27 protein-coding genes are annotated in these 25,795 nt (G+C 58.1%); 12 read left to right on the top strand and 15 right to left on the bottom strand.

Annotated elements, in window-relative coordinates:
• Window positions 1–44 precede the first annotated feature (44 nt).
• From E7738_RS21115 to E7738_RS21085, 7 genes are read right to left on the bottom strand one after another with little or no spacing between them, the layout of a single operon-like run.
• Entirely contained in the window at window positions 45–1,160 is a 1,116-nt protein-coding gene (locus tag E7738_RS21115; protein ID WP_394516393.1) for a M24 family metallopeptidase, read from the bottom strand.
• Window positions 1,157–2,386 carry a M20 family metallopeptidase gene (locus E7738_RS21110; protein WP_394516392.1) on the bottom strand — a complete coding sequence of 410 codons (1,230 nt, stop codon included), beginning with the start codon at window positions 2,384–2,386 and terminating at the stop codon, window positions 1,157–1,159. The genes E7738_RS21115 and E7738_RS21110 overlap by 4 nt, the downstream gene beginning before the upstream one ends.
• Window positions 2,387–2,396: 10 nt before the next feature.
• Complete coding sequence (locus E7738_RS21105; protein WP_394516391.1) at window positions 2,397–4,034, bottom strand: dipeptide ABC transporter ATP-binding protein; 1,638 nt, start codon at window positions 4,032–4,034, stop codon at window positions 2,397–2,399.
• Window positions 4,031–4,861, bottom strand: a complete 831-nt coding sequence (locus E7738_RS21100; RefSeq protein ID WP_058781361.1) for an ABC transporter permease — start codon at window positions 4,859–4,861, stop codon at window positions 4,031–4,033. The genes E7738_RS21105 and E7738_RS21100 overlap by 4 nt, the downstream gene beginning before the upstream one ends.
• Window positions 4,854–5,801 carry an ABC transporter permease gene (locus E7738_RS21095; protein ID WP_125310251.1) on the bottom strand — a complete coding sequence of 316 codons (948 nt, stop codon included), beginning with the start codon at window positions 5,799–5,801 and terminating at the stop codon, window positions 4,854–4,856. Before E7738_RS21095 ends, E7738_RS21100 begins: the two co-directional genes overlap by 8 nt.
• 9 nt (window positions 5,802–5,810) lie before the next feature.
• Window positions 5,811–7,409: an ABC transporter substrate-binding protein gene (locus E7738_RS21090; RefSeq protein ID WP_288422310.1), complete on the bottom strand. Its 1,599-nt coding sequence runs from the start codon at window positions 7,407–7,409 to the stop codon at window positions 5,811–5,813.
• Between the two features lie 21 nt (window positions 7,410–7,430).
• On the bottom strand, window positions 7,431–8,711 hold the full coding sequence (locus tag E7738_RS21085; protein ID WP_394516390.1) for a M20 family metallopeptidase: 1,281 nt from the start codon (window positions 8,709–8,711) through the stop codon (window positions 7,431–7,433).
• A gap of 79 nt (window positions 8,712–8,790) precedes the next feature.
• On the opposite strand from E7738_RS21085, the gene E7738_RS21080 reads away from it, so the two are divergent.
• Both E7738_RS21080 and E7738_RS21075 read left to right on the top strand, forming a co-directional pair.
• Window positions 8,791–9,561, top strand: a complete 771-nt coding sequence (locus E7738_RS21080; protein WP_394516389.1) for a GntR family transcriptional regulator — start codon at window positions 8,791–8,793, stop codon at window positions 9,559–9,561.
• Between the two features lie 129 nt (window positions 9,562–9,690).
• Window positions 9,691–10,152: an OsmC family protein gene (locus tag E7738_RS21075; RefSeq protein WP_104093520.1), complete on the top strand. Its 462-nt coding sequence runs from the start codon at window positions 9,691–9,693 to the stop codon at window positions 10,150–10,152.
• Here E7738_RS21075 and E7738_RS21070 read toward each other — a convergent pair whose 3' ends face one another.
• Window positions 10,153–11,229, bottom strand: a complete 1,077-nt coding sequence (locus E7738_RS21070) for a diguanylate cyclase (protein WP_021508737.1) — start codon at window positions 11,227–11,229, stop codon at window positions 10,153–10,155.
• A 173-nt stretch (window positions 11,230–11,402) separates the two neighbouring features.
• Window positions 11,403–13,238 (bottom strand): methyl-accepting chemotaxis protein, encoded by a 1,836-nt coding sequence (locus tag E7738_RS21065; RefSeq protein ID WP_394516388.1) that lies wholly within the window; start codon window positions 13,236–13,238, stop codon window positions 11,403–11,405.
• Between the two features lie 224 nt (window positions 13,239–13,462).
• On the opposite strand from E7738_RS21065, the gene E7738_RS21060 reads away from it, so the two are divergent.
• Together E7738_RS21060 and E7738_RS21055 are read left to right on the top strand one after the other, a co-directional pair.
• A complete protein-coding gene (locus E7738_RS21060; RefSeq protein WP_058758675.1) occupies window positions 13,463–13,717 on the top strand; it encodes a type II toxin-antitoxin system Phd/YefM family antitoxin in 255 nt (84 codons plus the stop codon).
• On the top strand, window positions 13,707–13,997 hold the full coding sequence (locus E7738_RS21055) for a type II toxin-antitoxin system RelE family toxin (RefSeq protein WP_088517503.1): 291 nt from the start codon (window positions 13,707–13,709) through the stop codon (window positions 13,995–13,997). The genes E7738_RS21060 and E7738_RS21055 overlap by 11 nt, the downstream gene beginning before the upstream one ends.
• Window positions 13,998–14,054: 57 nt before the next feature.
• Here E7738_RS21055 and E7738_RS21050 read toward each other — a convergent pair whose 3' ends face one another.
• The gene (locus E7738_RS21050) at window positions 14,055–15,104 is read right to left on the bottom strand and encodes an NAD(P)-dependent alcohol dehydrogenase (RefSeq protein ID WP_394516387.1); all 1,050 of its coding nucleotides are present in this window, start codon (window positions 15,102–15,104) and stop codon (window positions 14,055–14,057) included.
• A 108-nt stretch (window positions 15,105–15,212) separates the two neighbouring features.
• On the opposite strand from E7738_RS21050, the gene E7738_RS21045 reads away from it, so the two are divergent.
• Complete coding sequence (locus tag E7738_RS21045; protein ID WP_058770471.1) at window positions 15,213–15,641, top strand: winged helix-turn-helix transcriptional regulator; 429 nt, start codon at window positions 15,213–15,215, stop codon at window positions 15,639–15,641.
• Between the two features lie 86 nt (window positions 15,642–15,727).
• Here E7738_RS21045 and E7738_RS21040 read toward each other — a convergent pair whose 3' ends face one another.
• Together E7738_RS21040 and E7738_RS21035 are read right to left on the bottom strand one after the other, a co-directional pair.
• Entirely contained in the window at window positions 15,728–16,549 is an 822-nt protein-coding gene (locus E7738_RS21040; protein WP_021508741.1) for a Cof-type HAD-IIB family hydrolase, read from the bottom strand.
• A gap of 135 nt (window positions 16,550–16,684) precedes the next feature.
• Entirely contained in the window at window positions 16,685–17,323 is a 639-nt protein-coding gene (locus E7738_RS21035; protein WP_058775568.1) for a TetR family transcriptional regulator, read from the bottom strand.
• A gap of 92 nt (window positions 17,324–17,415) precedes the next feature.
• Between E7738_RS21035 and E7738_RS21030 the strand changes: the two genes are divergently transcribed.
• Together E7738_RS21030 and E7738_RS21025 are read left to right on the top strand one after the other, a co-directional pair.
• Window positions 17,416–18,096 (top strand): O-methyltransferase, encoded by a 681-nt coding sequence (locus tag E7738_RS21030; RefSeq protein ID WP_031279936.1) that lies wholly within the window; start codon window positions 17,416–17,418, stop codon window positions 18,094–18,096.
• Window positions 18,097–18,153: 57 nt separating this feature from the next.
• Window positions 18,154–18,387: a hypothetical protein gene (locus E7738_RS21025; RefSeq protein ID WP_394516386.1), complete on the top strand. Its 234-nt coding sequence runs from the start codon at window positions 18,154–18,156 to the stop codon at window positions 18,385–18,387.
• A 41-nt stretch (window positions 18,388–18,428) separates the two neighbouring features.
• Here E7738_RS21025 and zigA read toward each other — a convergent pair whose 3' ends face one another.
• The 3 genes from zigA to E7738_RS21010 form a co-directional block, all read right to left on the bottom strand.
• Window positions 18,429–19,646: a zinc metallochaperone GTPase ZigA gene (gene zigA, locus E7738_RS21020; protein ID WP_394516385.1), complete on the bottom strand. Its 1,218-nt coding sequence runs from the start codon at window positions 19,644–19,646 to the stop codon at window positions 18,429–18,431.
• Window positions 19,647–19,805: 159 nt separating this feature from the next.
• Window positions 19,806–20,912 carry an ABC transporter substrate-binding protein gene (locus E7738_RS21015; RefSeq protein ID WP_021508746.1) on the bottom strand — a complete coding sequence of 369 codons (1,107 nt, stop codon included), beginning with the start codon at window positions 20,910–20,912 and terminating at the stop codon, window positions 19,806–19,808.
• 150 nt (window positions 20,913–21,062) lie between these two features.
• Window positions 21,063–21,815, bottom strand: coding sequence for an IclR family transcriptional regulator (locus E7738_RS21010; protein WP_010615761.1), 753 nt, complete (start codon window positions 21,813–21,815; stop codon window positions 21,063–21,065).
• Window positions 21,816–22,196: 381 nt separating this feature from the next.
• Here E7738_RS21010 and E7738_RS21005 point away from each other — a divergent pair, with 381 nt between their 5' ends.
• The 5 genes from E7738_RS21005 (at window position 22,197) to E7738_RS20985 (ending at window position 25,785) form a co-directional block, all read left to right on the top strand.
• Window positions 22,197–22,589: a RidA family protein gene (locus E7738_RS21005; protein ID WP_021508748.1), complete on the top strand. Its 393-nt coding sequence runs from the start codon at window positions 22,197–22,199 to the stop codon at window positions 22,587–22,589.
• 193 nt (window positions 22,590–22,782) lie between these two features.
• Window positions 22,783–23,619: an ABC transporter substrate-binding protein gene (locus E7738_RS21000; RefSeq protein ID WP_021508749.1), complete on the top strand. Its 837-nt coding sequence runs from the start codon at window positions 22,783–22,785 to the stop codon at window positions 23,617–23,619.
• A gap of 53 nt (window positions 23,620–23,672) precedes the next feature.
• Window positions 23,673–24,410 carry an amino acid ABC transporter permease gene (locus E7738_RS20995; RefSeq protein ID WP_021508750.1) on the top strand — a complete coding sequence of 246 codons (738 nt, stop codon included), beginning with the start codon at window positions 23,673–23,675 and terminating at the stop codon, window positions 24,408–24,410.
• Window positions 24,407–25,051 (top strand): amino acid ABC transporter permease, encoded by a 645-nt coding sequence (locus E7738_RS20990; RefSeq protein ID WP_059010072.1) that lies wholly within the window; start codon window positions 24,407–24,409, stop codon window positions 25,049–25,051. Before E7738_RS20995 ends, E7738_RS20990 begins: the two co-directional genes overlap by 4 nt.
• The gene (locus E7738_RS20985; RefSeq protein WP_021508752.1) at window positions 25,048–25,785 is read left to right on the top strand and encodes an amino acid ABC transporter ATP-binding protein; all 738 of its coding nucleotides are present in this window, start codon (window positions 25,048–25,050) and stop codon (window positions 25,783–25,785) included. Before E7738_RS20990 ends, E7738_RS20985 begins: the two co-directional genes overlap by 4 nt.
• The last annotated feature ends 10 nt before the right edge of the window (window positions 25,786–25,795 follow it).

Below are 25,795 nucleotides of genomic sequence, written 5' to 3'. Positions count from 1 at the left end.
AGCCAAATCGATTAATTCAACGTCCTGCACTGTACATCATCCTGTTAATTGTTAGCCGGCAGCGTAAAGGGCTGGCGCGGCAGCGTGGTGAGTCGCTCTGCGCCCTGTGCCGTGACGCGCACGGTTTCACTGAAGGCGAGGCCCTGCGCTGAAATATACATGTGAAATACCATGTTTTCCTCCAGTAACCACGGCGCCTGAGGATGAAAACAGCAGCTGAAATCGCTCGGACGCGGGGTGCGCGTATACAGGCCCAGCGCATAACCGGTGATGTTGCTGTAATCCTCACGCAGCCCGGCGCTGAGCACCGCCTCACGCGCGACGGCATCCACCGTACAGGCCGCAACGCCCGGCTTCATCGCCTGCAGCTGGCGATCCTGAATGGCGATCAGCTGTTGTGCCAGCGCCGCGCGCGCCGCAGAGATTTCACCGACAATCAGCGGACGCATCAGGCGCGCGCTGTAGTGCCGCACTTTAGGGATCAGCTCAACGTGCAGTACATCGCCCGCTTGCAGACGCTGCTCATGGCCGCTGGCATGTAAAAATCCGCTGTCGCCGCTGGCGATAACAATCGGTCCGGTTTCACCGCTGTCAGCACCGAGCCGCAGAAATTGTGCCGCCGCCAGCGCGGCGACATCACGCACGCGCCAGCCGCCCTGCACCTGCGCACTCAGCTGGGCAAGCGTGGCATCGGCAATGCCGGCGGCCTGGCGTAAGCTGGCGATTTCAGCCTGAAATTTGACGCTGCGCAGCCGGTCGCTGAGACCGCTGACATCACACCAGCGCACCCCGGGCAGATGGCGCGCCAGCTGCTGCCAGCTATGCACCGTCATGCCGTAGGATGCATAATCCGCGCCCAGCCGCGCCCGCTGATAGCCGCGCCGCGTCAGGCTTTGCGCCACCGCCAGCCACGGATCGTCTTCATCACGGTACGCGTCAATCGCCAGCTGCGGTGACTGCGCGCGGCACGGCGCGACATCCAGCTGGCGCAGCACCATCCACGGTTCGTCCTGCAACGGCACCAGACAGGCACGATAACGCGTTTCCGACACGGTATAACCGGTTAACCATGCCAGCAGTTCGCCATGATCGATCAGCATCACCTCAATGTCGGCGGCGCGCATGGCGCTGCGCAGCCGTGACAGCGCGTCGGCGATCATGACGCCGGTTCAACCGGCTGGCAGATGTCGAGGATCGCCAGCAGATAGATACGCACCATATCGAGAAATTCACTGATCTCAACGCGCTCGTCCGGCATGGTGTTGTACTTGCCGCCGGGCCCGCACACGATGCCCTCCATGCCCGCATGCTGATACAGGTGCGCCGCATCGGTACCGTAGAAGGCGGGCGGCGTGATCACCCCGGTAGGCTGCGGCGTGCCGCGCACAGTCTGCCAGCCGCGATTGACCGCTTTAACGATTGGCGATTCCGGCGACACCTCAAACGGCAGCATGGTGGGTTTATCGCGCAGGCCGTCATCAAACAGCTGCACCTGCAGGCCCGGATAGCGCTGGCACAGTGCATCCAGCAGGGCCTGCAGATCGGCCAGCACGCCGTCCACCGTTTGCCCCGGCGCAAAGCGGGCGGAGCCTTTCAGACGGACAAAATCCGCGACCTGCGGCGGCCGCCACTCCTGCAAATCACGCCCCAGCGCACCGTGTACGGTGCCAATATGGCCACGGTTAATTTTGCGGTGTTCTGCGCTTTTCGCTCCGCTGAAGGTGATGTTATTGATCTGCGGAATCAGTTCAACCGCCGCCGCAATCGCATCGACCGCCTCCTCACGCTTTGACAGATGGCGCGTATCGCCGGTCAGTTCAATGGTGAACATCAGCGAGCCGGCATGCATGGTCAGCGCCTGTAAATCCGTGGGTTCGGCATTGATGAAATAGTCGGCGCGTACGCCCTGCTCAATCGCCGCCAGCGTACCGATGCCGCCCTGTAACTCGCCGACCACGTAAGTGAGGATCACGTCGCCCCTGAGCTTCACGCCGGCATCAATCAATGTCTTCAGCGCGCAGAAATAGGCGGCATCGCCCGCTTTCATGTTAGAAACGCCGATGCCGTAAATAAACTGCTCGTCGATTTTTCCCGCCCAGGGATCGACGGTCCAGCCTTCGGTGACCGGGTTAGTATCAAGATGACCGTTGAACAGCAGGCTGTGGCCGCCTCCGCTGCCGGCCAGCCGCCCAATAGCGTTCAGCCGATCGCCGGCCACCGGCTGCAGTTCCGTCTCCAGCCCGAGCTGCGCCATCTGTTCTGCCATATAGCGGGCTAATTCGCGCTCGCCCTCGGTGGCACTGTAACTTTTGTGCCGCACCATTTTTGCCAGGAAAGCGAGGCAGTATTCACGATCGATGTGATGAATTAACTGTTCAGGGTTCATGCGCTTCTCGTTATGCCACGGATTGGGTCAGATCAGGGATGTGCACGGCATCAAGCAGTGCACGGGTATAAGGATGCTGTGCCTGCGCCCGCATATTCTCGCCGGGCAGCACTTCCACCACATCGCCGCGATACATCACCGCCACGCGATGAGCGATCTGGCGGATGAGATTGAGATCGTGGGTGATGAACAGATACGCCGTGCCGTAGCGACGGCGCAGCTCCAGCAGCAGCTCGATAATGGTGGCCTGCACCGACACATCCAGCGCCGCCGTGATTTCATCGCAAATCACCAGGTCCGGCGGGTTAGCGAAGGCGCGCGCAATCGCTACGCGCTGCTTTTGCCCACCCGACAGCGCGTGCGGATAGCGGCTGGCAAATTCCGCGGGCAGCCGCACTTCCTGCAGCAGACGCGCCACCGCCTGCGCCTCGCTTTCTCCTGGTGGCAGTCCATACAGCCGCAGCGGACGGGCGATGATTTCGCCGACGGTCATGCGCGGGTTGAGTGACGCGTCCGGATGCTGAAAAATCATTTGCACACGGCGGCGATACGCCGGGTCCATCTGCGCGCGGCCATATAACGTTGCGCCGCAGAAATCGAGACTGCCAGTGAACGGCACCAGGCCGGTTATCGCCTTACCGAGTGAAGATTTACCCGAACCGGACTCGCCGACCACGCCGAGAATTTCGCCCTGATGCACCGTCAGCGAAACCGCATTGGCGGCCCGCGTCGTGTTCGCCTCCCGTTTCAGCAGCCGATCGAGCACGCCGTGCTGGCCATAATCAATCGTCAGCGCCTGCAGGCTGAGCAGCGGCTGACTGCCGGCCGCATCCGCGACCAGCCGATGCTGCGGATCCGGCACCGCGGCAATCAGTTTGCGCGTATACGCATGCGCGGGTGCGCTGAACAGCGTGCGCGTCGCGGCCTGTTCGACGATGCGGCCCTGCTCCAGCACGCACACCCGGTCGGCCACTTTCGCCACCAGCGCCAGATCGTGTGAGATATACAGCGATGCGACGCCGGTCTCGGCGCGCAGTCGCTCGTAAAGATCGAGGATTTGCGCCGAGCTGATAACGTCCAGTGCCGTGGTCGGCTCATCAAAAATCAGGCAGTCCGGCTGGCAGGCGAAGGCGGTGGCGATCAGGATGCGCTGCTTCTCACCGCCGGAAACCTGATGCGGATAGCGCTGCATCATGCGTGCCGGGTGCTTCAGCTCGACATCGCGCAGCAGCGATTCCCCAAGCTGCTGCGCTTCGCGCGCTGACAGCCCACGATGACGGCGCAGCACTTCGGTGACCTGTTCACCCAGCGTCAGCGTCGGGTTCAGCGACGCGCTGGGATCCTGAAAAATCATGCCAAGCTTTTTACCGCGCAGCGCCATCAGTTGGTGCGCTGGCAGCTGCAGCAGGCTTTCGCCGTTCAGCCGGATATCACCCGCCTGCTCGCGTGCGTTACTGGCCAGCCAGCGCATGATCGCCCAGCCAAAGGTGGTCTTGCCGGAGCCGGATTCCCCCACCAGTCCCAGCACTTCGCCCGGCATCACCTGCAGGGTGATATCGCGCAGTACCGGCAGCGAATGGCCGCGCGCTAACGCATAATCGAGGCTGTAATTGTCCACCGACAGCACCGGGTTGTGCGGACTCTTCATTTGTGGCTCCCTGGATTTAGCACATCACGCAGGCCATCGCCCAGCAGGTTGAAGCCAATCGCCACCAGCGCGATAGCCAGACCGGGGATCATCATCATCCACGGTGCTTTAAAGAAATAACTGCGCGCTTCGGACACCATCAGCCCCCACTCCGGCTCGGGCGGCTGCGCGCCGAGGCCGAGAAAGCTCAGCGTGGCAAACAGCATGATGGCGAATGCCACGCGAATGGTGGCTTCCACGATGATCGGCGCGAGAATGTTCGGCAGCATTTCGCGCAGAATGATGTAGTAACCCGCTTCGCCGCGCGCGATGGCGGCGCTGATGTAGTCCTGCTGACGCGCCGCCAGCGCCACGCTGCGCGCAATGCGCACCATGCCCGGCACGAAGGCGATGGTGATGGCCAGCACGGCGTTCATGCTGCTCTGCCCCAGGGTGCTGACAATCAGCAGCGCAAACAGCAGGCTGGGAATCGCCATCACCGCATCCATGGTTCGCATCAGGAATTCATCCACTTTGCCACCAAGGTAGGCGCTGGCGGTGCCCAGCACCGAGCCAATAACCATCGCCAGCGCGGTCGCCAGTAGCGACAGCAAAATGGTGGATCGCGCGCCGACCAGCACCCGGCTGAAAATGTCGCGCCCCAGCTGATCGGTGCCGAACCAGTGTTCTGCGCTGGGCGGGCGGTAACGCGTCAGGATGGAGATCGCTTCCGGATCAAACGGTGCCACGTGCGCGCCGCCCGCCACCATCAGCAGCGCCAGCAGCAGAATCAGCACACCCGCCGCACCCTGCGGCGAGCGCAGTAATCGTTTCAGTATTTCAGGCATAGGAAATCCGCTTATCGAGCATGACGTAGGCCAAATCAGCGAGGAAATTCACCACGGCATAGGTTGCCGCGAGGATCATCACACCGGCCTGAATGGTGGGCAAATCGCGCGCCTGCACCGCGACGATCAGCTCCCGGCCAATACCGGGAATGGCAAAAATCTCCTCCACCACCACAATCCCGCCCAGCAGATAGCCGACGTCGAGCGCCACAATGGTGATGGTGGGCAGCAGGCCATTGCGCAGCGCATGGCGCCACAGGATGCGCCGGCGCGACAGGCCTTTCAGCCACGCGGCGCGAACGTAGTCGGTGTGCAGCACGTCAACCATTTCCGAGCGCACCATGCGTGAAACGTGTGCCACCAGAATCAGCGCAACGGTGATCGACGGCAGAATCAGGTGCTGAATACCGCTGATAAAATTTTCGCTGAGCGGCACGTAGCCGGTGGCGGGCAGAATCTGCCAGACATCGGCAAATAGCAGCAGCACCAGCGTGGCGGTGACGAATTCCGGAAATGAGATGCCCATGTAGGAGATCACGCTGACCAGCATATCGGCGGTCTTACCGCGCCGCACGGCCGCCCAGATGCCGAGCGGAATGGCGATCACCAGCATCAGTAACAGGGCGCACAGCGCCAGCAGCAGCGAGCGCGACAGCGCCGTCAGCAACGTTGGCCCGACCGCCAGGCCATTGCGCATCGACACGCCAAAGTTGCCCTGCAGCGCCTGTGTCAGCCAGTGCCAGTATTGCAGCCAGGCGGGCGCATCCAGCCCAAGCCGCGCCCGCACCGCCGCCAGCGCTTCCGGCGTGGCGTTTTGTCCCAGCAGCGTGACCGCGGCATCGGCGGGCAGCAGTTGAGTGATGCCAAACACCAGCAGCGACACCACCAGCAGCGTGTAAATCATCAGCAGCAGGCGTTTAAGCAGGTAACTTGCTGTCACGGTCGCTCCTTACAGGCTGCGCTTTGGCGCGTTAGCGGTCAGCCAGACATGATCGAGGCGGAATACCGCCCCGCGCGGATGCAGATGATAGCCCGCCACGTGCTCACGACTGGCAGCCAGCAAATCAAAGAAGGTCGGGATTAACGAGGGCACCTCGTCGTGCATCAGCTGCTGCGCTTTGCCGTACAGCTGGGTGCGCAGCGTTTCGTCATTGGTTTCGCGCGCCGCCATCACCGCACCGTCGAAAGCCGCATTGTTCCAGCGCGTTTCGTTCCACGCCGCTGTTGAGGTATAGAGCAGAGAAAACACCGCATCCGGCGTCGGCTGCATGTTGTAAAAGCCGACGTAGAAATTGCCCTTCTTCCACACCTGATCGAGATAGGTGCTGTGCGCCATGGTCTGCACATTGATACGGAAACCGCCCGGTTTCGCCATCTCCCGCAGGGCAATCCCTAGCTGGGTGCGGGTTGACGGCTTGTCTGAGGCGATAAGCGTTAAATCCAGCCCATTCGGATAACCGGCCTCCGCCAGCAGCGCTTTGGCTTTGCTGTAGTCCAGCGCTTTTTGCGTCAGCTGCGCGTAATACGGATAAGCGGCGTTGATTGGCGTGTCGTTACCCGGCGATCCCAGACCGTCTGCGACAAAATCTACCGATGCCTGACGATCCACGCATAGCGCCAGCGCCTGGCGGACGCGCACATCATTAAAGGGCTTTTGATCGCAGCCCATGTTGACGTTAAGAAACTGACCGGATGCCACGCGCAGCGGCAGCACGCCCGCCGATTTGGCTAAGCGGGCAAACTCGCTCGACTGCGCACTCAGCATCAGATCGGTATCGCCGGCGATCAGCGCGGAGCTTTCAGCGATAGCGTCGGGATACACCACCACTTCCACGCCATCCAGATACGGCCGCGTGGCGTCGTAATAGTGCGGGTTGCGTTTCACCACGATTTTGCGTTCCGGATCGTAAGACACCAGCTGGAACGGCCCGGCCCCCAGCGAGGCGCTACTCAGCTTGTCGTACTGCCCCTGCGCGATATGCGCCGGGATAATTTTGGCATCCGGATAGGCCAGCATCACCGGCAGATCGGCATAAGGCGCCTCGGTCTCAATCAGGATGGTGTTGTTGTCTTTGGCGCTTACCGTTTTAATCGGGCCGATGTTGTGCAGCGCCGGTGAGGCGTTTTTCGGGTCCAGCAGTGCCTGCAGGCTGGCGACCACGTCCGCTGCGGTGAGCGGCGAACCGTCGCTGAAGCGCAGATCGGGCCGCAGCGTGAAGGTCCACTGGGTTAAGTCGTCGTTCGGCTGCCAGGACTGCGCCAGATCGCCTTCCGCTTTCATCGCCTGCGTCAGGCGGGTTAAGCCGCTATACAACAGCTCTGCCACAAGATATTCCGGATTAACCCGCACCTGATGGGGATTGAGCACGCTGACCGCCTGGTCAACGCTGATGCGCAATACGCCACCTTTACGCGGCGTGCCGCCCGGGGTCGCGCTGGCAACGGCGGCAGCCGAGGCACTGAATGACCAGGGCAGCAGCGCCGCTCCGGTCAGGGCGGTTGAACTGGCGATAAACTGTCTGCGGTTTAACCCTTTCATGGCGCACATCTTCTGTTCCTCGTTGGTTTATTAATTACCCTGGGTTGGCTGAAAATCATTGGCGAGATACGCCAGAATCGACTGCGAAAGTGCAATAACATCTGCCATCGTGGTGTATTCATCGGCGGCATGAATGCGGTTATCGGGACGGGCAAGTCCGCCCAGCAAAATTTCCTGAATGCCGGCCTGCTGTACCCAGCCCATATCCGAGCTGGTGGCGGATCCCCAGGCTTTGAATTCTGCTGGCGGGAAGCCGAAGCCCTGGCTGAGCGCCGCCTGCCAGCGCGGCCAGTGCGGACCGGTGGGATCGGCGACCGGCGCCAGATGGCCAATCAGCTGCAGCGTGACGTCGCTGGCGGCGCTGCCCTGCATCGCCTTATCCACGCACTGCGTCAGCTCCTGCCACACGTCGGCAAACGGCTCTTCCGGCGCATAACGGCGATTAACCAGCAGCTCAAAGCGTTCCGGAATGGTGGAGCCTTTACTGCCGCCGTGCGCGGCGGCCAGCGTCAGTAAGGCGGTGAGCGGCTGGCCCTGATAGTGCGGCGGCGCGGGCATTGCCGAAACCCGCTGTTCCACCTCGCCTTTCAGCTGATACAGCGCATTCATCAGCGGAAGCGCAGCCTCAATGGCGTTAATACCCTGCAGCGGATCGCCGGAGTGCGCCGAGCGGCCGCTGACGATAATTTTGATATCGATGCTGCCAAAACAGCCGGCCCAGATGCGCGGCACCGCGCCGCCGTTGAAGCTGAGCAGGTGACCGTGAAATAACTGCTGCTCCGCCAGATAACGAATACCGGGATAAAGGCCGCCCTCTTCATCGGTACAGAGTAAAAACACCGGGTTATAGCGCAGGCGGAGCTGATAGCGCTGCGCGGCCCGCACCGCAGCCAGCGCGGCCACGATGGTGCCTTTCATGTCCGCGGCACCGCGTCCAAACAGCTTGTTTTCCGCCACGCTGAGCGCCAGCGGCGGAAAGCGCCAGCCATCGCCGGCCGGAACCGTATCGGTGTGAAAGTAGAGATTGCAGTTTTCAGACGCGCCGGCATCCAGCGCGGCCAGCAGATTCACCCGCTCGCCCCGCGCGCTGCCGTCCGGCGTCTGCCACAGTGCGTCGGGCACCGAAACGCGCTGCAGGGAAAACTGCATCGGCTGCAGCATCGTGCTCAGCAGGTCGGCGAATTCGGCGTAACCCAGTCCGGGCGGGAAGCAGGTATCCACCGCCAGCATGCGTTGCAGATCGTCAAGAATCTGCGCCTGATCGTCGGCGATATGGGTCAGAGCGCGCTGTAGTGATGAATTTTCCTGCATAAACTGTTCACTTATTGTATTTCTATATAGTTTATAGATAATGCAAATGAACAGCTGGGGTCAATCGGTAATCGGAAACATGCAAAAAAACTATGACGCGCACGACGTTCCTCAATTCAGTCGCCTGAACGAAGGCGAAGGCGCTCCGCTGTACGAAGTAGTGAAGCGCTATATCAGTGAATCCATCCTGCAGGGCGAACTGCCGGCGGGCACCATTTTGCCCAGTGAAAACAGTCTGGCGGCGAAGTTCGGTGTCTCGGTCGGTACGGTGCGCAAAGCGCTGGCGGCGCTCACGACGGAAGGGATGCTGATGCGCCGGCGCAAAACCGGCACGGTGGTGACCGGCTGGGCGCCGCTGCATAACCTCAGCCATTTCTTTCACTATTTTCGTCTGCATGACAAATCGGGCGGTTTGCTGCAGTCGGAAACGCGACTGCTGGAGTATCAGCACAGCCGCGCCAGCGCCGACGAGGCCGATAAGCTGCAGATCGCACCAGGTGACGCAGTGATTCGCCTGAAACGCCTGCGCCGGGTGAAGGGCATTGCGGCCATGCATGAAACGCTGGTGTTGCCCGCCGCGCGTCTGCCCGACTTTCCGCCGGCGGAACAGCTACCGCAGTTGCTGTATCGCTACCTGTTTGAGCAGTACGATGTGCGTGTTGCGGCGGTGCGCGAGCAGATCAGCGCCACGCTCGCTACAGAAGAAGATGCCAGCCTGCTGGAACTTGTTCTGCCGCACGCGGTGATGGTGATCGATGAGGTCTCATTTGATCAAAGCGCCACGCCGGTGATTCTTGCGCATCACCGTTTCAGCACTGAACACTTTATGTATGTCAATGAGATACGCTGATTACGTAGATGTTTTACTGTAAGGTGTTTCAGATGCGCATCGACGCGCACCTGATTAATTTGCACCAAAACGTAGCGAACGTTGTGAATAACAACCGCTAAGGTGATCTCACTGAACAGGACATTTCCCATGGCAGCACGGCAGCACCATTACCAGATTCACCTTCGCTGGAGCGGCAATCGCGGCGATGGCACAGCTTCTTATACCGCTTACGATCGTGACAGCGAATTACAGGCACCCGGTAAACCGCCCATTTTGCTGAGTGCCGATCCGGCATTCCGCGGGGATAAAACGCGCTGGAATCCTGAGGAATTGCTGCTGGCGTCTGCGGCGGCCTGCCATAAGCTGTGGTATTTACACCTGTGCGCCGATGCCGGCATTGTGGTGGAGGAGTATGAAGATGCTGCCGAAGGGAACATGGTCGAGGGGGCGCGTGGACGCTTTACCGATATCACGCTGAAGCCGCGCATCAAACTGCGCGACCCAGCGGATGCCGATCGCGCGCGGGCATTGCATCATCAGGCACACGAAGCCTGCTTCATCGCCAACTCGCTGAATTTTCCAGTAAACTGCGATCCTGAATTTTTCTGATTATGATGCGCGGGCCAGCGGCGTTTGCCACAGCCGCACGCCGTTGCGCCCGGCGCGCTTCACTTCATACAGCGCTTCATCCGCATGGCGCAGCCAGTCGCTTAACGATTCGGCGCTGACCGCAGGCGCAATACCGATACTGACCGAGCAGCGAAACTCTGCCGAGGCCGGTAAGCGCAGCTGGGCAATCTTCTCTTTTAGCCTTTCGGCCAGCTCCACCACCGATTCATCGCTGGCCTGATGCACGATAACGCCCAGCTCATCGCCGCCAAAGCGCGCCGGAATGTCCTGCAGCCCGACATAGTTGCGCAGCAGCGCCGAAATCTCGGCCAGCAGAAAATCGCCCGCCTCATGGCCCCAGCTATCATTGACCACTTTGAAGTGATCGACATCCAGCAACAGCAGATAGCCGCTGCTATCGCCGCGCCGCGTGCTGAGAAACTCACTCTCCAGCCGCCGCTCAAACAGGCGGCGGTTAGGGATTTTCAGGCCGGGATCCATCAGCGCGATGCGCTCCAGTTCACGGTTGCGGGTGCGTAAATGCCAGGTGAGATTGTACGAAGCCACGCTGAGTACCAGCATATAACAGGTGGCCAGCGGCAACGTCAGCCAGACGGTTTGCGTGCTGAACGCCAGATGTACGCTGGTGCCATCCAGCAGCCACACCATAATAAACCCGCACAAAAATGCCTGTATGGCGGCAATCAGCTGCGCGCCGCCGCCAGCGGCATAGCGATCCGATGCCAGCACCGCCATGATGACAAAAGAGGGCATCGGGCTTAACGCCATCAGCGCCACCCAGATTCCGCCAAAGGCGGCATCCAGCGTCAGATTCTGGCGTTCGGTACCGGTTGAGTCTTCAGCACGAAGCGCACGCTGATACGCCAGCCAGGGCCAGAAAAAGGCGTTCACAAACAGCAGTGCGCTGAATGCCAGTCCGCGCTGCATTTCCAGTAACACTGAAAGAATCGGAAAGAAACAGAGGATCGTGCCGAGCTGACGCATGATGAACATACGACGAACGAAGCGTTTTGACCGGCGCTTCAAATGGTTTTCATCAGGCGAGTAGTAATTCATTCACGGGAAAATTCAGGTCGACAAAAATGGCAGTGTATCGGGAAAAAGTCGCCCTGCGGCGACTTTTTTTAAGAATTTTCGCCTTGCACATTGGCGGGCGCGTAAATAACAGCACTTTACCGCCAGTATCAACAGCGGCCAGCAGGTGCAGTTCGCTGCCGCTGCGCGTGTTTTTAGTTTACAGCGCCTTGCAAACGGAACTGGCTGACCAGCCGCTGCAGCATGAATGCCTGCTCTTCCAGCGCCTGTGCGGAATGGGATGACGCGCTGACCAGCGACGCATTTTGCTGGGTAGTACCGTCCAGCTCACCTACTGCGCGCGCGATTTGCTCGATGCCGCGGCTCTGCTCATCAGAAGCAGCCGAGATCTCCGCCATGATTTCATTCACGCGTGCGATGCTACTGACAATCTGCTCCATCGTTTCACCCGCGCGCGCCACCTGCTGATGGCCGTTGCTGATACGCCCTACCGATTCGCCAATCAGTCGTTCAATATCTTTCGCCGCTCCGGCACTGCGCTGGGCCAGATTACGTACTTCGCTGGCGACCACCGCAAAGCCGCGCCCCTGCTCGCCGGCGCGGGCGGCTTCAACCGCCGCGTTGAGCGCCAGGATATTGGTCTGGAAGGCGATGCTGTTGATCACCGCAGTAATCTCGGCAATTTTCTTAGAACTATCAGAGATCTCGCCCATGGTGCTGACGACATTGTGCACCGCGATACCGCCCTGACTGGCGTTATGCGTCGCTTCCGCCGCGATCTGGCTGGCGAGACGCGCATTGCTGGCATTATTTTTCACCGTGGCGGTCAGCTGCTCCATGCTGGCGGCGGTTTCCACCACCGCAGCCGATTGCTGGGCGGTGCGCGACGACAACTCCAGGTTACCCTGGTGTATGGTGCTGGCAGCCTGCGACACATTGCTGACGCTGTGCAGCACCTCGCCAATCATGCCGCGCAGCCGCGCATTCATGCGTCCCATGGCAGAGGTGAGCTGGCCGAGCTCGTCCTGGCGATTAGTGACAAACTGCGAACTGAGGTCGCCGCTGGCAATGCGTTCCGCCAGCGCTAGGTTGTGGAACACCGGGCGCGTAATCTGCCGGATAATGGTCCAGGCCACCAGCACGCCCAGCACTATTGCCAGGCTGCCAATCAGCAGCGAGAGCGCCGCTGACCCGTTAGCCAGTTCATCGTTACGTGCCTTAACCAGGGCGATGATCTGTTTGATCGCCGCGCTGCTGTTATCGCCCGCCACTTTGACGGTGTTTTCCGCGCCGCGCAGCTGGCCGTAAATCGCTGCCGCCTGCAGGCTCAAATCTTTAAAACGTTCGGTATCCTGCCATAGCGCGTTAAATCCACCCTGCTGCTCCGCTGGCAGCTGAGTCAGTAGCGTGTTCATATCCTGGCCGGCGCGCTGAAAATCATGTTCCAGTTTATTGCGTAGTGCCTCGCTGACGTTGAAGCGCAGCGCCCAGGCCTCTTCGCGCACATTACTGATGGCAAACAGCAGCTGATAGATCTGGTTGGTGAGTTCGGGTGTGCTGACAGGGGTCCGGATTAGTGCGGTATAGCGCGACGTCATGTCCTGCTGGCTCAGCGCATCCAGCTGGCTGCGCAGATCGTTGAGCTGTCGGGTTGCCTGGGTCATGGCGGTGATGCTGTGCTGAAAACGGGCAAGATGGCTGGCGACATCGTTGAGCAACCCTCTGGCATCCGCCGTCCACGGCAACTGCTGGGCCTGCTGCGTCAGTTGCTGAGCGTGCGTGACGTAATCCGTCATGGTGTCGCCCGCTTTGTCCTCGCCGTATAGATATTTAAGACGATTGATTTTGGCCTGAAAGACTTCAATGTTGATGTCATAAATCAGATTGGTTTTCTGATAGATGTCGTGAATCTGATTGAATCGTTGCACGCTGAGCGCTGTGGCCAGCGCCACCAGCAGCAGGACGATGCCGAAGCCCGCCGCCAGTTTGCGCGTAATGCGCACATTCCGTAATCGGGAGACCAGTCCCATGTCTCGCTCCTGTCATTGTTGTTTTTGTTGAGTTTGCAGAAGGAGTTATCGGACCGTAACGGGAATTGTTTACTGTCGCGGGGCGAAAATGTGCTGTGTCATAAAAGCGGTATAGTATTTAGCCAAAAGACTCTTTTAAAGCACTTCTTAAAGCGCTAATATCAGCACCATAAAGTGTTAATATACTTCACCTGTTTTCATTATCTAAGTCCGGATACCTCACCATGCCATTTCAGATCCTGTCAAACACCGCTGCCAGCATCACCGATTTAAAGCGTGATCCCATGGGAACAGTGCGTTCAGCGGAAGGGGAAACCATTGCTATCTTAAACCGCAACGAGCCCGCTTTTTACTGCGTTCCACCGGCTGTTTACCAATATCTGATGGAATTAGCAGAAGATGCAGAACTGGGTCGTATCGCTGATGAACGCATTTCTGAATTAGCGGATGCGAAAGAGATTTCGCTGGATGACTTATAAATTAAAGTTCGTTCCTTCCGCTGAAAAGGAGTGGAAGAAACTGGGTCATCCGGTGCGTGAGCAGTTTAAGAAAAAGCTGGCACAACGGCTGGAAAATCCCCGTGTCCCCTCAGCACAACTTCACGGACGAAAAGATCAGTACAAAATAAAGCTACGAGCTTCAGGATATCGCCTGGTGTACCTTGTGCAGGATGAAACCATCACTGTCATGGTATTAGGTGTGGGTAAGCGCGAAGGCAGTCAGGTCTATGCGGATACGGAATGCAGATTGCCTGAGTAATCTGTTGATAGCAAAGCCGGCGATTTCAGCCTGAAATCGCCAGCCATGGCCGGGCAATTACCAGCGAGTCGCCAGCATATCAATGACGAAACGGTACTTCACCTCGCCTTTCAGCATACGCGCGAAGGCCGTTTCGATCTCTTCACCGGCGATCAGCTCAATATCTGCCGTAATGTTATGCTCGCCGCAGAAATCCAGCATCTCCTGGGTCTCTTTGATGCTACCGATGGATGAACCGCTGATGCTCAGACGGCGAAACACCAGCGGCGTGACGTTCGGCGACTGATGCGGTTGGTCCGGAATGCCGACCAGCACCAGACGGCCATTGGTCTTCAGCGTCGCGAGGTAAGGATCGAGATCGTGCGGTGCCGCCACGCAGTCAATGATGAAATCAAGCGAGGTCTGGCATGCCGCCATCTGCGCGGCATCACGCGACACCACCACGCGCGTCGCACCAAGACGACGTGCGTCAGCGCCTTTTTCCGGCGAGGTAGTAAACAGGGTAACCTCAGCGCCCAGCGCGCTGGCCAGTTTTACCGCCATGTGGCCCAAACCACCCAGCCCCACTACCCCGACGCTATCGCCGGCTTTGACGCCAAAATGGCGCAGCGGTGACCACACCGTCACGCCCGCACACAGCAGCGGTGCCACGCCCGCCAGCGCCAGATTTTGCGGGATCGACACGACAAAATGCTGATCGACCACCACATGCTGCGCGTAGCCGCCCCAGGTGCTGTCGTCGGTGTATTTATCGATGCCGTTGTAAGTGGCGGTGAAGCCCGCTTCGCAGTACTGCTCTTCCTGCTGCTGGCAGAAGTGGCAGGCACGGCAGGAATCCACCATCACGCCCACACCGACCACATCACCGGCTTTGAAGCGCGTAACCTGAGTTCCGGTCTCCAGCACGCGTCCAACGATCTCGTGGCCCGGCACCAGCGGATAACGACTGACCGCCCACTCATTGCGTGCCATGTGCAAATCAGAATGGCATACGCCGCAGTAAAGAATTTCAATTTTTACGTCCTGCTGCTGCAGCGGACGCAAAGTAATCTGGCCGGCAGCCAGCGGTTGCGCTGCATCCTGCGCCACCAGTGCGTTAATTTTCATGATGCCTTCCTCAAATTCTGATGTGAGCTGAATGAAGGCGGCAGACTATAATCAACGTGGTGCAGAATTGATAGTAGTCACCTTTTGGTGACCATAAAGGAGAGTGCGATGCCAGCCTGGGTTGATGGCAAACTGGTTTTCTATGCGGATTCGCCACCGCGCCGTCTGATGGATCTGTTTTCGGTGAAGTGGAGCACAATGGTGCTGCACGCTCTATATCACTGGCCGGGACAGCGCGCCCGTACTGGTGAACTGCAGCGTAGCCTGCAGGGGATTTCGAAAAAAATGCTGTTTCAGACACTGAAAGAGCTGGAGCAGCGCGGCTTAATTGCGCGTCAGGTTTACGAAGTGATTCCACCGAAAGTGGATTACCGGCTGACCGCGCTGGGCATGACCTTCGCCCGTCCGATTGAGCAGATGTATCAGTGGGGATTAGAAAACCAGGCGGCACTGGATGAGATGGAAGCTAATCTTCGCGCAGCAGGCGGCACGCCGGCGGAAAACGCCCGCCCTGCAGCGTCATCCGCCAGTGAATAACCACGCGCGGGTCGCATACTGTTCGTCGCGGCGCGATTTATCACACACAAAATAGCGCCGCGGTTCGTGGATCGATCCAGTGCCCGTTAACCAAACGGCGTTTCGCGTGCCAGCAGGCGGGCGATGACGTTGAGAGCGCCCTCGTCGTTATTACTTTCCGTCCGATAACGCGCGACGGCTGCCACCGGTGCAGCGGCGTTGGCCATGGCAAAGCTGTAACAGGCCTGGCGCAGCATTTCGATGTCGTTGGCGCTGTCGCCAATCGCCAGCACTTCACAATCATCAATGCCCCACTTCTCCTGCAGCAGCGCGATGCCGTGCGCCTTATGGCAGCCGGGAATAATCAAATCGACAAAGCCAAATCCGCTGGAGACCGGATGCATGATGTTTTCAATCGCGTTCAGTTCGCTGTGCAGACGCGCCAGCAGCGCCTCGACACCTTCATGTGCCAGATTCAGCGAAAACTTGAAAATGGTATCGTCGATATCGTACAGACTGTCGCGCTTCTCCAGCCGGCGATAGTGATTGGCCAGCATGGCGACCACCTCATCCGGCATTGACTTGTGCACATAAGCCCCGTTGCGACCGCACACCACGGTGCTGATCTCCGGCTCTTTGGCGAGAATATCCAGCACCTGATGAACACGTTCCGGCGCCAGTTCGCCGCAGAAAATTTCTTCGTTGCTGTCGGACACCCAGGCACCGTTTTCTGCCACGAAGGCGATCTCATCTTTGATAGCGGGAAAATAGTGCTGCAACTGATAATACTGATTGCCGCTGGCGACCACGAAACGGATGCCTTTCTCCTTCAGCAGCGCGTACTGGCGCGCAAAACGCTGCGCGTTGTACTGCTTATTGTCATCGAGAAATGTCCCATCCATATCCACCGCAATCATTTTTACTGCCATCATGCTCTCCCGTCTCTGTGTGCCGTCAATCCATCCGGCTTTACCAAGGTTTTATCAAGCTTACTCGCGGTGTGGATTAATGAGAATGTGAATAATGAGTTTGTTAACCGCTTTCAGAGATTTCCAGCCCATTTTTTACTGCAATTCGGCCCCTTTTTCTCTGATCCAGGCACAGAACATGTCTGCCATATCGCGTGCGTAAGCCTGAATTTCTGCTGCGCTGCGCGGCGATTCGGAAAAATGCTTGCCGACGTCCCCCAGCGTACTGTTGATTAAATCCGCCGCCCGCGCCACCTCAGCCGCGTCCCGCTGCGGCAGCAGCTGTTGCAGAAATTCGCACATCACATTCTCGCCATTGGCGCGCGCGGCCTGCACTTCCGGCGCATCCCGGTAAAGCGGCGCGGCATCATTCAGTGCGGTGCGCATCGCCGCCTCTTCACACTCCGAGTGCAGGAACGCCCAGGTCAGCTGATGCAAGCGCTGACGCGGCGTAGATGCGCTGTCGCGCAGAATCGAACCCAGCAGATCGCCGGTTCGCTGCCACTCTTCGCTCTGCAGACGGAAAAGGATAGCGGCCTTGTTGGGAAAATACTGGTATAGCGATCCAATACTGACGCCCGCCCGTTCGGCCACGCGGGCAGTGGTAAAGCGCGTGGCACCTTCCTGCTCCAGAACCTGAGTCGCCGCCTGCAAAATGGCTGCCACCAGCTCACTGGATCGCGCCTGCTGCGGCTTTTTTCTTTCAGAAATCTTAGCGTTACGTTGTGCGGCCATCGTCTGCTCCTGAACGCGAATAGTGAAATGCGAGTAATTCATCGTATTCTGTTCCTGACGCAAAATCCATCTTCTGATGCAGGAAAACGATGATGAACACCCTGACTTCCGCGCCGCTGGCGCCGCTGCTTAACTATTTATTTGAGCTGGCGGATAACATGGCGCATCCCACCAATGAAGCGTTTCGCGTGATGTCCGATGAGGAGCAAACGCGTCTGCTGCAGAGCAAAACCGATTACCGCGAACTTTACGGTCATTTAAAAGATGTGCCGCTGGCGGTCTCGCGGGAAACCGGCAAATTGCTGTATATGCTGGCGCGCAGCAGCCGGGCGCAGCATATCGTTGAGTTTGGTACTTCGTTTGGTCTCTCCACCCTGCACCTGGCGGCGGCGGTGCGCGATAACGGCGGCGGCCGCATCATCACCAGCGAGTTTGAGCCGGGCAAAGTGGCGCTGGCGCGCAATCATTTTGCCGATGCTGGCGTCAGTGATCTGATTGAAATTCGCGTGGGCGATGCGCTGGACACGCTCAGTCAGGACCTGCCAGCCAGCGTTGATATGCTGGTGCTGGATGGCGCGAAGGCGATCTATCCGGAGATTTTGCAGCTGGTGCAGCCCTGGTTGCGTCCGGGTGCCCTGATTGTGGCCGATGATGCCGATTTCAGCCCGGAATATCTGGAAATGGTCCACGGCAGCCGCCTCTATACCTCGCTGCCGTTTGCTGATGGCGTCGAAGTTTCAATGTGGCTGGGATCGCCACATAAAGGCGCTTAACAGCGTCACGTTTATGTTATATCGTTACAATCCCGTGCTCTGATTGAGGTTGCTGCGATGAAGGTTACCGTTCCACTGTTAGTGATTGCTTTTGCTTCGGCGAAAGCGGGGGCATTTCAGGCGAAAATCGATCCGTTAAAGCTGGCGCTGAAACCGGCTAATGCGCTCGCCAGCACCGATCAGGCGCAGCCGCTGGCAATTGCCGAAGCGCATGCGCGCCTGGCGGCGGCGGTGACCGGCTGTCAGTGTCCGTTCTGCACCCAGATGCGGCTGATGAATACCGGATTATGATAATAGGTTCGTCGCCGCACAGCCCGCTGCGCGGCGACGCATCAGTCAAACCATGGCTGGAACGGATCCGGCAACTGTGCCCAGCCGTCTGGCCCCAGCGCCATCTCCTCATCGGTCAGTAATGCATGGTGCAGCTGCTGACGCAGCACGGTTTCATCCATATCGATCCCGATGATCACCATCTCCTGCCGCGCATCCCCCGTGCCCTCATGCCAGTTTTCGCGGATGTAATGCAGCGTGTCTGCGTCCTGCGGCCAGCGATCTTCAGGCACGCAGGCCCACCACATCCCGGCCAGCCCCTGCCGCGTGACGCCGCCGGCCTGCGACCAGGATCCGGCGTGACGCGGGCGGGTTGCCAGCCAGAAATATCCTTTCGACCGCACCACGCCCTGCATGTGCTGCGTAATCACCTGATAAAAACGCTGCGGATGGAAGGGACGCCGCGCGCGGAAAACAAAGCTGCGGATGCCGTACTCTTCAGTTTCAGGCGTGTGCTCGCCGCGCAACTCTTTCAGCCAGCCGGGGGCCTGTGCCGCAGCATCGAAGTCAAACAGGCTGGTATTCAGCACCTGATCAAGCGCCACCTGACCAAACAGCGCGCGAATAATCCGCGCACGGGGATTGAGCGAGTGCAGAATCGCGGTCAACCGTGCCTGCTCCGCCGCATCAATCAGGTCGGTTTTGTTGAGAATCAGCACATCGCAAAATTCAATCTGATCGATCAGCAAATCGACCACCGTGCGCTCATCCTCCTCGCCGAGCGATTCGCCGCGCGAGCGGACGCTTTCGCTGGAATCATAGTCACGCAGGAAATTGTAGCCATCTACCACGGTCACCATGGTATCCAGCGCCGCCACGGCGGACAGGCTTTGCCCCTCTTCATCGGCAAACGTAAAGGTTTCCGCCACCGGCAGCGGCTCAGAGATGCCGGTCGATTCAATCACCAGATGATCAAAACGCCCCTCTTTCGCCAGCCGGTTGACCTCCAGCAGTAAATCTTCGCGCAGCGTGCAGCAGATGCAGCCGTTGCTCATTTCCACCAGCTTCTCGTCGGTACGTGACAACGCCGCCCCGCCCTCGCGCACCAGCGCGGCATCAATATTCACTTCCGACATATCGTTGACGATCACCGCCACGCGGCGGCCTTCGCGGTTGTTGAGAATATGGTTAAGCAAAGTGGTTTTTCCGGCACCGAGAAAGCCAGAGAGTACGGTGACCGGCAGCCGCCTGAAGCCGCCGTTTGTGGATAAAGCTGACATAATCACTCCTGAATAATGACATCACGCGCACCTGAAGGGGTGCTGATATTGATATGTTATAACATAACAATATGCAGTGTCATGATCGTCGTGCACTTTTTGTGGGGATTTTGCCTTTCAGGGAAAGCGAACAGCGGGCCGGGCGCCCGCTGCGGGCAATTACTGGTTGTCCGGATAGCTCAGTTCGATGGCATCGTCCGGCAGTTGAGTGAAGGTTTTCACGAGGGTATGGAAATCCGCCACCGGTTTAAGATCGGCAAACTGCTGCGGATAGAGATCCTTCGCGAGGATTTCCATGCCGATAATGTTGTACGGGTGATTGTAGAAGTGATGATACACCCCATACACGCGCCCCTGCTTCACCGGCGCGATTTGCGCCAGGCCGGTACGCTGCAATAACGTCTGAAACGTGGCACGTACTTCCTGCGGCTGCACGCCGTAACCAAACGGCAGCACATTGCTGTTTGGCCGCTTTGAACCGGTCATGATGTAAACATCCGGTTTCATGGCGATGATTTTTTCCAGCGCGACAAAGCCGGCATTGCCTGGCAGCAGTGCCGAACCAATATTTTTGCCGCCGACCGCTTCTACCAGCCCACCCCAGCCATTATGGCTGTGGGTAAAGCAGCAGTTATCGCTGTTACCGGCAATGGGTTCGATAAATACCGTGGGTTTGTTTTTGACCTTCGCAACGGCTTGCGTGATGCGGTCGAAGCGCTGCTGGTAAAAATCGGTGTAGGCTTTGGCTTCGCTTTCGCGGTTCAGCACTTTGCCCAGCAGCGTGACGCTCGGGGCGGTGTTTTGTGCCGGATGCAGTTCATAATCGACGAACAGCACCGGGATGTGCAGGTTGTTCAGCGTGCTCAGCACGCCGGATTGTTCCAGCGCCGGCTTAGCGCGTAGCTGTGCAATCATCAGATCTGGTTTCTGCGCCAGCACGCTTTCCAGATTAACCTGGCCCTGATCGCTGAAGCCCATATCGACAATTTTTGTCGCTTCAGGCCAGCGGCGCTTCAGCATATCCCAGGTTTGCGTATCCTGCTTTTTCGGCAGATTGTTCCAGGCCACGACGCGTTTAAACGGATTGTCGCGATCGAGCAGCGCCAGCGTCAACACATCGCGGCCATCCTGCAGAATGATGTGCTGTGGTTCTTTGCTGATTGTTTGCGTGTGACCATCCATGTCGGTGACGGTGAGCGGATAGTCAGTCGCGCAGGCTGCGGTTGAGACCAGAATCCCCATTGCCAGTAACAGGCGCGTTTTCATGCCAAAACTCCGTGGTAAAAGAAATAGTTATTATTATCAATTACCTTAACACAACCTTAATCACGGCAAAATAAACCCGGCGGCACGCGGTTGTAAGCGAATAATACGGCGCCGGGAGCCTGCCGCATTAAGCTGTAGCGAAGCAACGGCTCAGGTGAAATCAGACAATTTCTGCCCGGACGCGATCAGCTCCTGCAACAGCATCTGTCGGCGTTCCGCCGGGGTATCACGGCTGACCATAAAGCAGATTGCCGCAACCGCCTGGCCGCTGCGCGAGCGAATCGGTGCAGCCATACAGCAGGTAAAGCTTTCGGACAGACCTTCGGTCATGCAGTAGCCCAGCTGGCCGGCACGGTGAATCTCTTCGAGGAAGGTCTGCTTGTCGAGAATCTGACCGCTGGCCAGCCGATAATCCTCCTCCGGAATCAGGTCGAGAATGGCGCTGTCCGACCAGTTACTCAGCAGTAAACGACCGGTCGCTGTCCAAGTGATCGGCACGCGCACACCGATATCAGAGGTGATTTTAAACGGATGGGCGTTGCTCTCCGACAGCACCACGGTGTATTTGTTACCTTCCAGCATACACAGCTGCACGGTTTCGCCATGACGCGCCACGATCTCAACCATAAGCTGATGTGCACGACGGATCAGATCATTGTGGGCCATGTAATCCGCACCGTAATAGTGCATTTCACGACCAAAAAACACGGCACCTTCCGCATCAAGCTCAACCAGACCCGCTTCACTCAGCAAACTGACCAGCTCATAAATACTGGAGCGCGGTGCACCGGTCGCTTCGATTAAATCCCGCATCGCCATAGGCTGACGCGCGATATGCAGCTGGCGAAAAATATCAATAACCCGGTCAACACCGCGTGCCCGGGACGTTTTTTCATCCGGCATACGCTCACTCCCCTGTCGTTATGGTGCTACTCATCTGCGTTTAAAAAGAGCTGCATGATACACCCGGCAAACGAAATTACCCATCCCCGCAATAATAAAAATCTTTCCGGCGAATTTATTTATCATGCGCTATTTTCGGGCCCCATTGTGGCGCATAAAAAGGATGGGACTCGCTGTTAAATTCGATAGCGGTCACATTTCTATTCAAAAAACTTAAGCACTGGATTTTATTTTGCGATCGCACCAGCACGGCAAGAAATTAATTGCCGATTGCCATATTGCAAAAAAACAACAGCTGTGCAAATCTCGTCCTATCCGGTATTGCAGATAGCAGTCTGGTATATCAGACAGAAACGGTAGTGTGCAAAGGAGCTGAAAGACATGACGATCAAACGTTATGGCATTGAGGGCGGTACCGGTACCGGCGGGCAAAAATTGCCGTTCGCCCGCGCCGTTGAGGCCGATGGCTGGCTGTATATCTCAGGCCAGACGCCGATGCGCGACGGCGAAGTAGTAGAGGGCGGCATCATCGAACAGACACAGTTAGCGTTCGACAACTGCCTCACTATCATGCGCGAAGCGGGTTATCGCGTGGAGGATGTGGTCCATGTGACGGCGGTGTTGACCGACGCGCGTTATTTCAGTTCTTTCAACAAAGTCTTCAGTGAGATATTCAGTGGTCATCCACCGGCGCGTATTTGTAGCGTGCAGGATTTAGTGGTCGACTGCAAAGTCGAAGTGGACATGAAATGTTTCCGCGCCGACCGTAAATAAGTAATACCGTTCAACCAGGCTGCGATGTTCATTTTCTTCGCCAACACCAGGCCAGCCTGATATTAATTAATGCATTTGCTTTTTCAATAAAATAACCCGAAATACGCGGTGCGGCCGCTGCGCTGGCGATCGTCTATTAAACGGGTGATGCGGAATAACGCCGTCTCGTCAAACATTTAAAGAGAGCATAAAGATGAATGCAACATCGCTGAAATTAAGTGCCAAAACCGTGGCCGGTGCGCTGGTCTTGCTGGCGATAGCAGGCTGTACGCCGACCGAAGAGAAAAAAGAGGCTGGCGCCGCGCCACAGTCGGCGCTGCAAACCGTGCTGCAGCGCGGCACATTGCGCGTCGGTGACTGCCTGAGCTTCGCACCGTTCGGTTTTTATGACAAAGACGGCAACCCGGATGGTTACGACGTTGACCTGGCGAAAGCGCTGGCCAAAGAGATGGGCGTGAAGCTGGAAATGGTCAACACCACCAGCGCCAACCGCATCCCTAATCTGCAAACCAACAAAGTCGATGTGGTGTTTTGTAACTTCACCCGCAATCTGGAACGCGCCAAAGAGATTGGCTTCACCCATCCGTACGTAGTGGCCAGTGAGGCAATGCTGGTGCGCAAAAACAGCGGCATTCAGTCTGCGCATGACATGGCCGGCAAAACCATTGCCACGGTGAAAGGCTCGACCAATGGCGACGAAGTGCGCAACCTCGGCATCGACGTGAAAATTCAGGAGTACGACTCATCCCAGGCGGCGATTCTGGCCGTCAAACAGGGCCAGGCCGATGCGATGATCGAGGATAACAACTTCCTCGCTTACCAGGCGAAGCTCGATCCGTCACTGGCCGTAACTAACGAAGCGCTGGTACCACTGGAGTACAACGCCTTTGGGGTGAAACAGGGCGATCAGGTATGGACCAATTACCTCAACGAATTCCTGTTTGAAATCAACGCATCCGGTGAGAACGCCCAGCTGTATGAGAAATGGTTCGGCAGCAAACCGCGTTATCCGCTGAATCCGCAATACTGATTGTCCGCCCACGGCGCAGTCGCACAGGCTGCGCCGCCTGAAGGAGTCATACCATGAGTTATCAATGGCTAACCCTGTGGCGTTACGCCGACACCTTTCTGGAGGCCGCGTGGCTCACGCTGCAGGTGACCCTGCTGGCGTTCGCGCTGGCGGTGGCGCTCGGTCTGCTGGCCGCACTGGCGAAATCTTCACCGCTGGCGCCGCTGCGCTGGATCAGCCACTGTTATGTTGAATTCATCCGCAATACGCCGGTGCTGCTGCAAATTTTTATCATCTTTTTTGGCCTGCCGTCGCTCGGTATCACCATGAGCGCCTTTACCGCCGGGGTGCTGGCACTGGGGATTAACGTCGGTGCCTATTTGTCGGAAACCTTCCGCGCCGGTATTCAGTCCGTGGCGAAGGGTCAGCTGGAAGCGGCCTATATCCTCGGCATTCCGCGTCACCAGATTTTTCTCAGCGTGGTGCTGCCGCAGGCTGCTCGCGCCGTCTGGCCGGCGATCATCAATAACCTGATTCAGCTGCTACTCGGTACGTCGCTACTCTCGGCAATCGCCCTTCCGGAGCTGACCGGTACCGCCACGGTAATTAACGCGCGCACCCTGCTTTATATCCAGACTTTCAGCGTCGTTGCCCTGGTGTATCTGGTGCTAAGCAACCTGTTTTCATGGCTTGGCACCGTGGCCGGACGCCGGCTGTTCCACCCGCCGCTGGTGACGCCGGTAAAAAAGTCCGGCTGGCGGTGGGCAAAAAAATGGCTGATTAATCCAGTGAAACGGGAGAATGCGCTATGAGTGAACTTATCATCAGCTCGCTGCCAATCCTGCTGAAAGGACTGGTCACCACCTTACTGCTGTCCATCGCCGCTATCGCCGGCAGCACCCTGCTCGGTTTACTGGCCGCGGTGCTTCGCACCAGCCGTCTGCCGATCGCCAGAGAGATTGCCGTGCTGTACACCGAGCTGTTTCGCGGCACGCCGGTGTTGATCACCCTGATGTTCATTTACTTCGGTGTGGCCTATTTTGGTTATGAAATCAATCTGTTCGCCGCCGGCATTCTGGGCCTGAGCATTTATCAGGGCGCTTACATTGCTGAAGTGTTCCGGGCCGGCATTGAAGCCGTGCCGAAAGGGCAGTGGGAAGTGTCGTGGATCCTCGGATTATCAAAACGCCAGACGTTTCTCAGCGTAGTGCTGCCACAAACGCGCGGCATCGTACTGCCGCCGCTGGTGGGTCAGTATCTTTCACTGATCAAAGATACGTCGATTGTCAGCATGATCGGCATGTCGGAGCTGATGCACCAGGGGCAGGCGATTGTTGATCGCATTGGCCAGCCGGTGGTGGTTTACGGCCTGGTCGCCCTGCTCTACTTCGCTGTCTGCTTTCCGCTTTCCCGTTGGGTTCAACATCATCAAACCAGGAGCCAGTTATCATGAGCAAATCCGCCATTACGCTGAGCCGTATTACCAAATCCTTTGGCGCAACTCAGGTACTGAAAGAGATCAGCCTGGACGTGTCGCCGGGCGAAGTGCTGGTGCTGATTGGCGCCTCCGGCTCGGGAAAAAGTACCGTGCTGCGCATTATGAGTGGTCTGGAAACCGCCGACGGCGGCGAAATCTGGGTTAATGAAGTACCGCTGCACGACCGTAAACGCAGCAGTGAAATTTGCGGCCACGTCGGCATGGTGTTTCAGCAGTTCAACCTGTTCCCGCATAAAACCGCACTCGGCAACGTGACGCTGGCGCTGATCAAAGCGCAGAAGCTGTCCGAAGCGGAAGCGAACAAACGCGGCATGGCGGCGCTGACGCGCGTTGGCCTGGCGGAGCGCGCGCATCACTATCCGGCTCAACTGTCCGGCGGGCAGCAACAGCGGGTGGCGATTGCCCGCGCGCTGGCGGTCGAGCCGAAAATCATGTTCTTCGATGAAGCCACCTCCGCGCTCGATCCCGAACTGGTTGGTGAAGTGATGGAAGTGATGCGCAGTCTGGCCCGTGAAGGCATGACCATGGTGGTGGTGACGCATGAGATGGGCTTTGCGCGTAAAACCGCCGATCGCGTGGTGTTTATGGACCAGGGGGTGATCGCCGAACAGGGTTCGCCGGAGCAGATTTTTGTTAATCCGCAGAATCCGCGCACCCAGCAGTTTTTGTCGCGCGTACTTGAGCACTAACAGGAGGCAG

The organism is Pantoea sp. SGAir0430, assembly GCF_043549295.1.
The sequence above is the reverse complement of the archived record's forward strand: the minus strand, read 5'-3'. Positions and strand labels throughout refer to the sequence as shown.

Coding starts and splice junctions, on each gene's coding strand:
- E7738_RS21115 (WP_394516393.1), bottom strand. CDS start 1,160: ATGATCGCCGACGCGCTGTCACGGCTGCGCAGCGCCATGCGCGCCGCC.
- E7738_RS21110 (WP_394516392.1), bottom strand. CDS start 2,386: ATGAACCCTGAACAGTTAATTCATCACATCGATCGTGAATACTGCCTC.
- E7738_RS21105 (WP_394516391.1), bottom strand. CDS start 4,034: ATGAAGAGTCCGCACAACCCGGTGCTGTCGGTGGACAATTACAGCCTC.
- E7738_RS21100 (WP_058781361.1), bottom strand. CDS start 4,861: ATGCCTGAAATACTGAAACGATTACTGCGCTCGCCGCAGGGTGCGGCG.
- E7738_RS21090 (WP_288422310.1), bottom strand. CDS start 7,409: ATGTGCGCCATGAAAGGGTTAAACCGCAGACAGTTTATCGCCAGTTCA.
- E7738_RS21085 (WP_394516390.1), bottom strand. CDS start 8,711: ATGCAGGAAAATTCATCACTACAGCGCGCTCTGACCCATATCGCCGAC.
- E7738_RS21080 (WP_394516389.1), top strand. CDS start 8,791: ATGCAAAAAAACTATGACGCGCACGACGTTCCTCAATTCAGTCGCCTG.
- E7738_RS21075 (WP_104093520.1), top strand. CDS start 9,691: ATGGCAGCACGGCAGCACCATTACCAGATTCACCTTCGCTGGAGCGGC.
- E7738_RS21070 (WP_021508737.1), bottom strand. CDS start 11,229: ATGAATTACTACTCGCCTGATGAAAACCATTTGAAGCGCCGGTCAAAA.
- E7738_RS21065 (WP_394516388.1), bottom strand. CDS start 13,238: ATGGGACTGGTCTCCCGATTACGGAATGTGCGCATTACGCGCAAACTG.
- E7738_RS21060 (WP_058758675.1), top strand. CDS start 13,463: ATGCCATTTCAGATCCTGTCAAACACCGCTGCCAGCATCACCGATTTA.
- E7738_RS21055 (WP_088517503.1), top strand. CDS start 13,707: ATGACTTATAAATTAAAGTTCGTTCCTTCCGCTGAAAAGGAGTGGAAG.
- E7738_RS21050 (WP_394516387.1), bottom strand. CDS start 15,104: ATGAAAATTAACGCACTGGTGGCGCAGGATGCAGCGCAACCGCTGGCT.
- E7738_RS21045 (WP_058770471.1), top strand. CDS start 15,213: ATGCCAGCCTGGGTTGATGGCAAACTGGTTTTCTATGCGGATTCGCCA.
- E7738_RS21040 (WP_021508741.1), bottom strand. CDS start 16,549: ATGGCAGTAAAAATGATTGCGGTGGATATGGATGGGACATTTCTCGAT.
- E7738_RS21035 (WP_058775568.1), bottom strand. CDS start 17,323: ATGGCCGCACAACGTAACGCTAAGATTTCTGAAAGAAAAAAGCCGCAG.
- E7738_RS21030 (WP_031279936.1), top strand. CDS start 17,416: ATGAACACCCTGACTTCCGCGCCGCTGGCGCCGCTGCTTAACTATTTA.
- E7738_RS21025 (WP_394516386.1), top strand. CDS start 18,154: ATGAAGGTTACCGTTCCACTGTTAGTGATTGCTTTTGCTTCGGCGAAA.
- zigA (WP_394516385.1), bottom strand. CDS start 19,646: ATGTCAGCTTTATCCACAAACGGCGGCTTCAGGCGGCTGCCGGTCACC.
- E7738_RS21015 (WP_021508746.1), bottom strand. CDS start 20,912: ATGAAAACGCGCCTGTTACTGGCAATGGGGATTCTGGTCTCAACCGCA.
- E7738_RS21010 (WP_010615761.1), bottom strand. CDS start 21,815: ATGCCGGATGAAAAAACGTCCCGGGCACGCGGTGTTGACCGGGTTATT.
- E7738_RS21005 (WP_021508748.1), top strand. CDS start 22,197: ATGACGATCAAACGTTATGGCATTGAGGGCGGTACCGGTACCGGCGGG.
- E7738_RS21000 (WP_021508749.1), top strand. CDS start 22,783: ATGAATGCAACATCGCTGAAATTAAGTGCCAAAACCGTGGCCGGTGCG.
- E7738_RS20995 (WP_021508750.1), top strand. CDS start 23,673: ATGAGTTATCAATGGCTAACCCTGTGGCGTTACGCCGACACCTTTCTG.
- E7738_RS20990 (WP_059010072.1), top strand. CDS start 24,407: ATGAGTGAACTTATCATCAGCTCGCTGCCAATCCTGCTGAAAGGACTG.
- E7738_RS20985 (WP_021508752.1), top strand. CDS start 25,048: ATGAGCAAATCCGCCATTACGCTGAGCCGTATTACCAAATCCTTTGGC.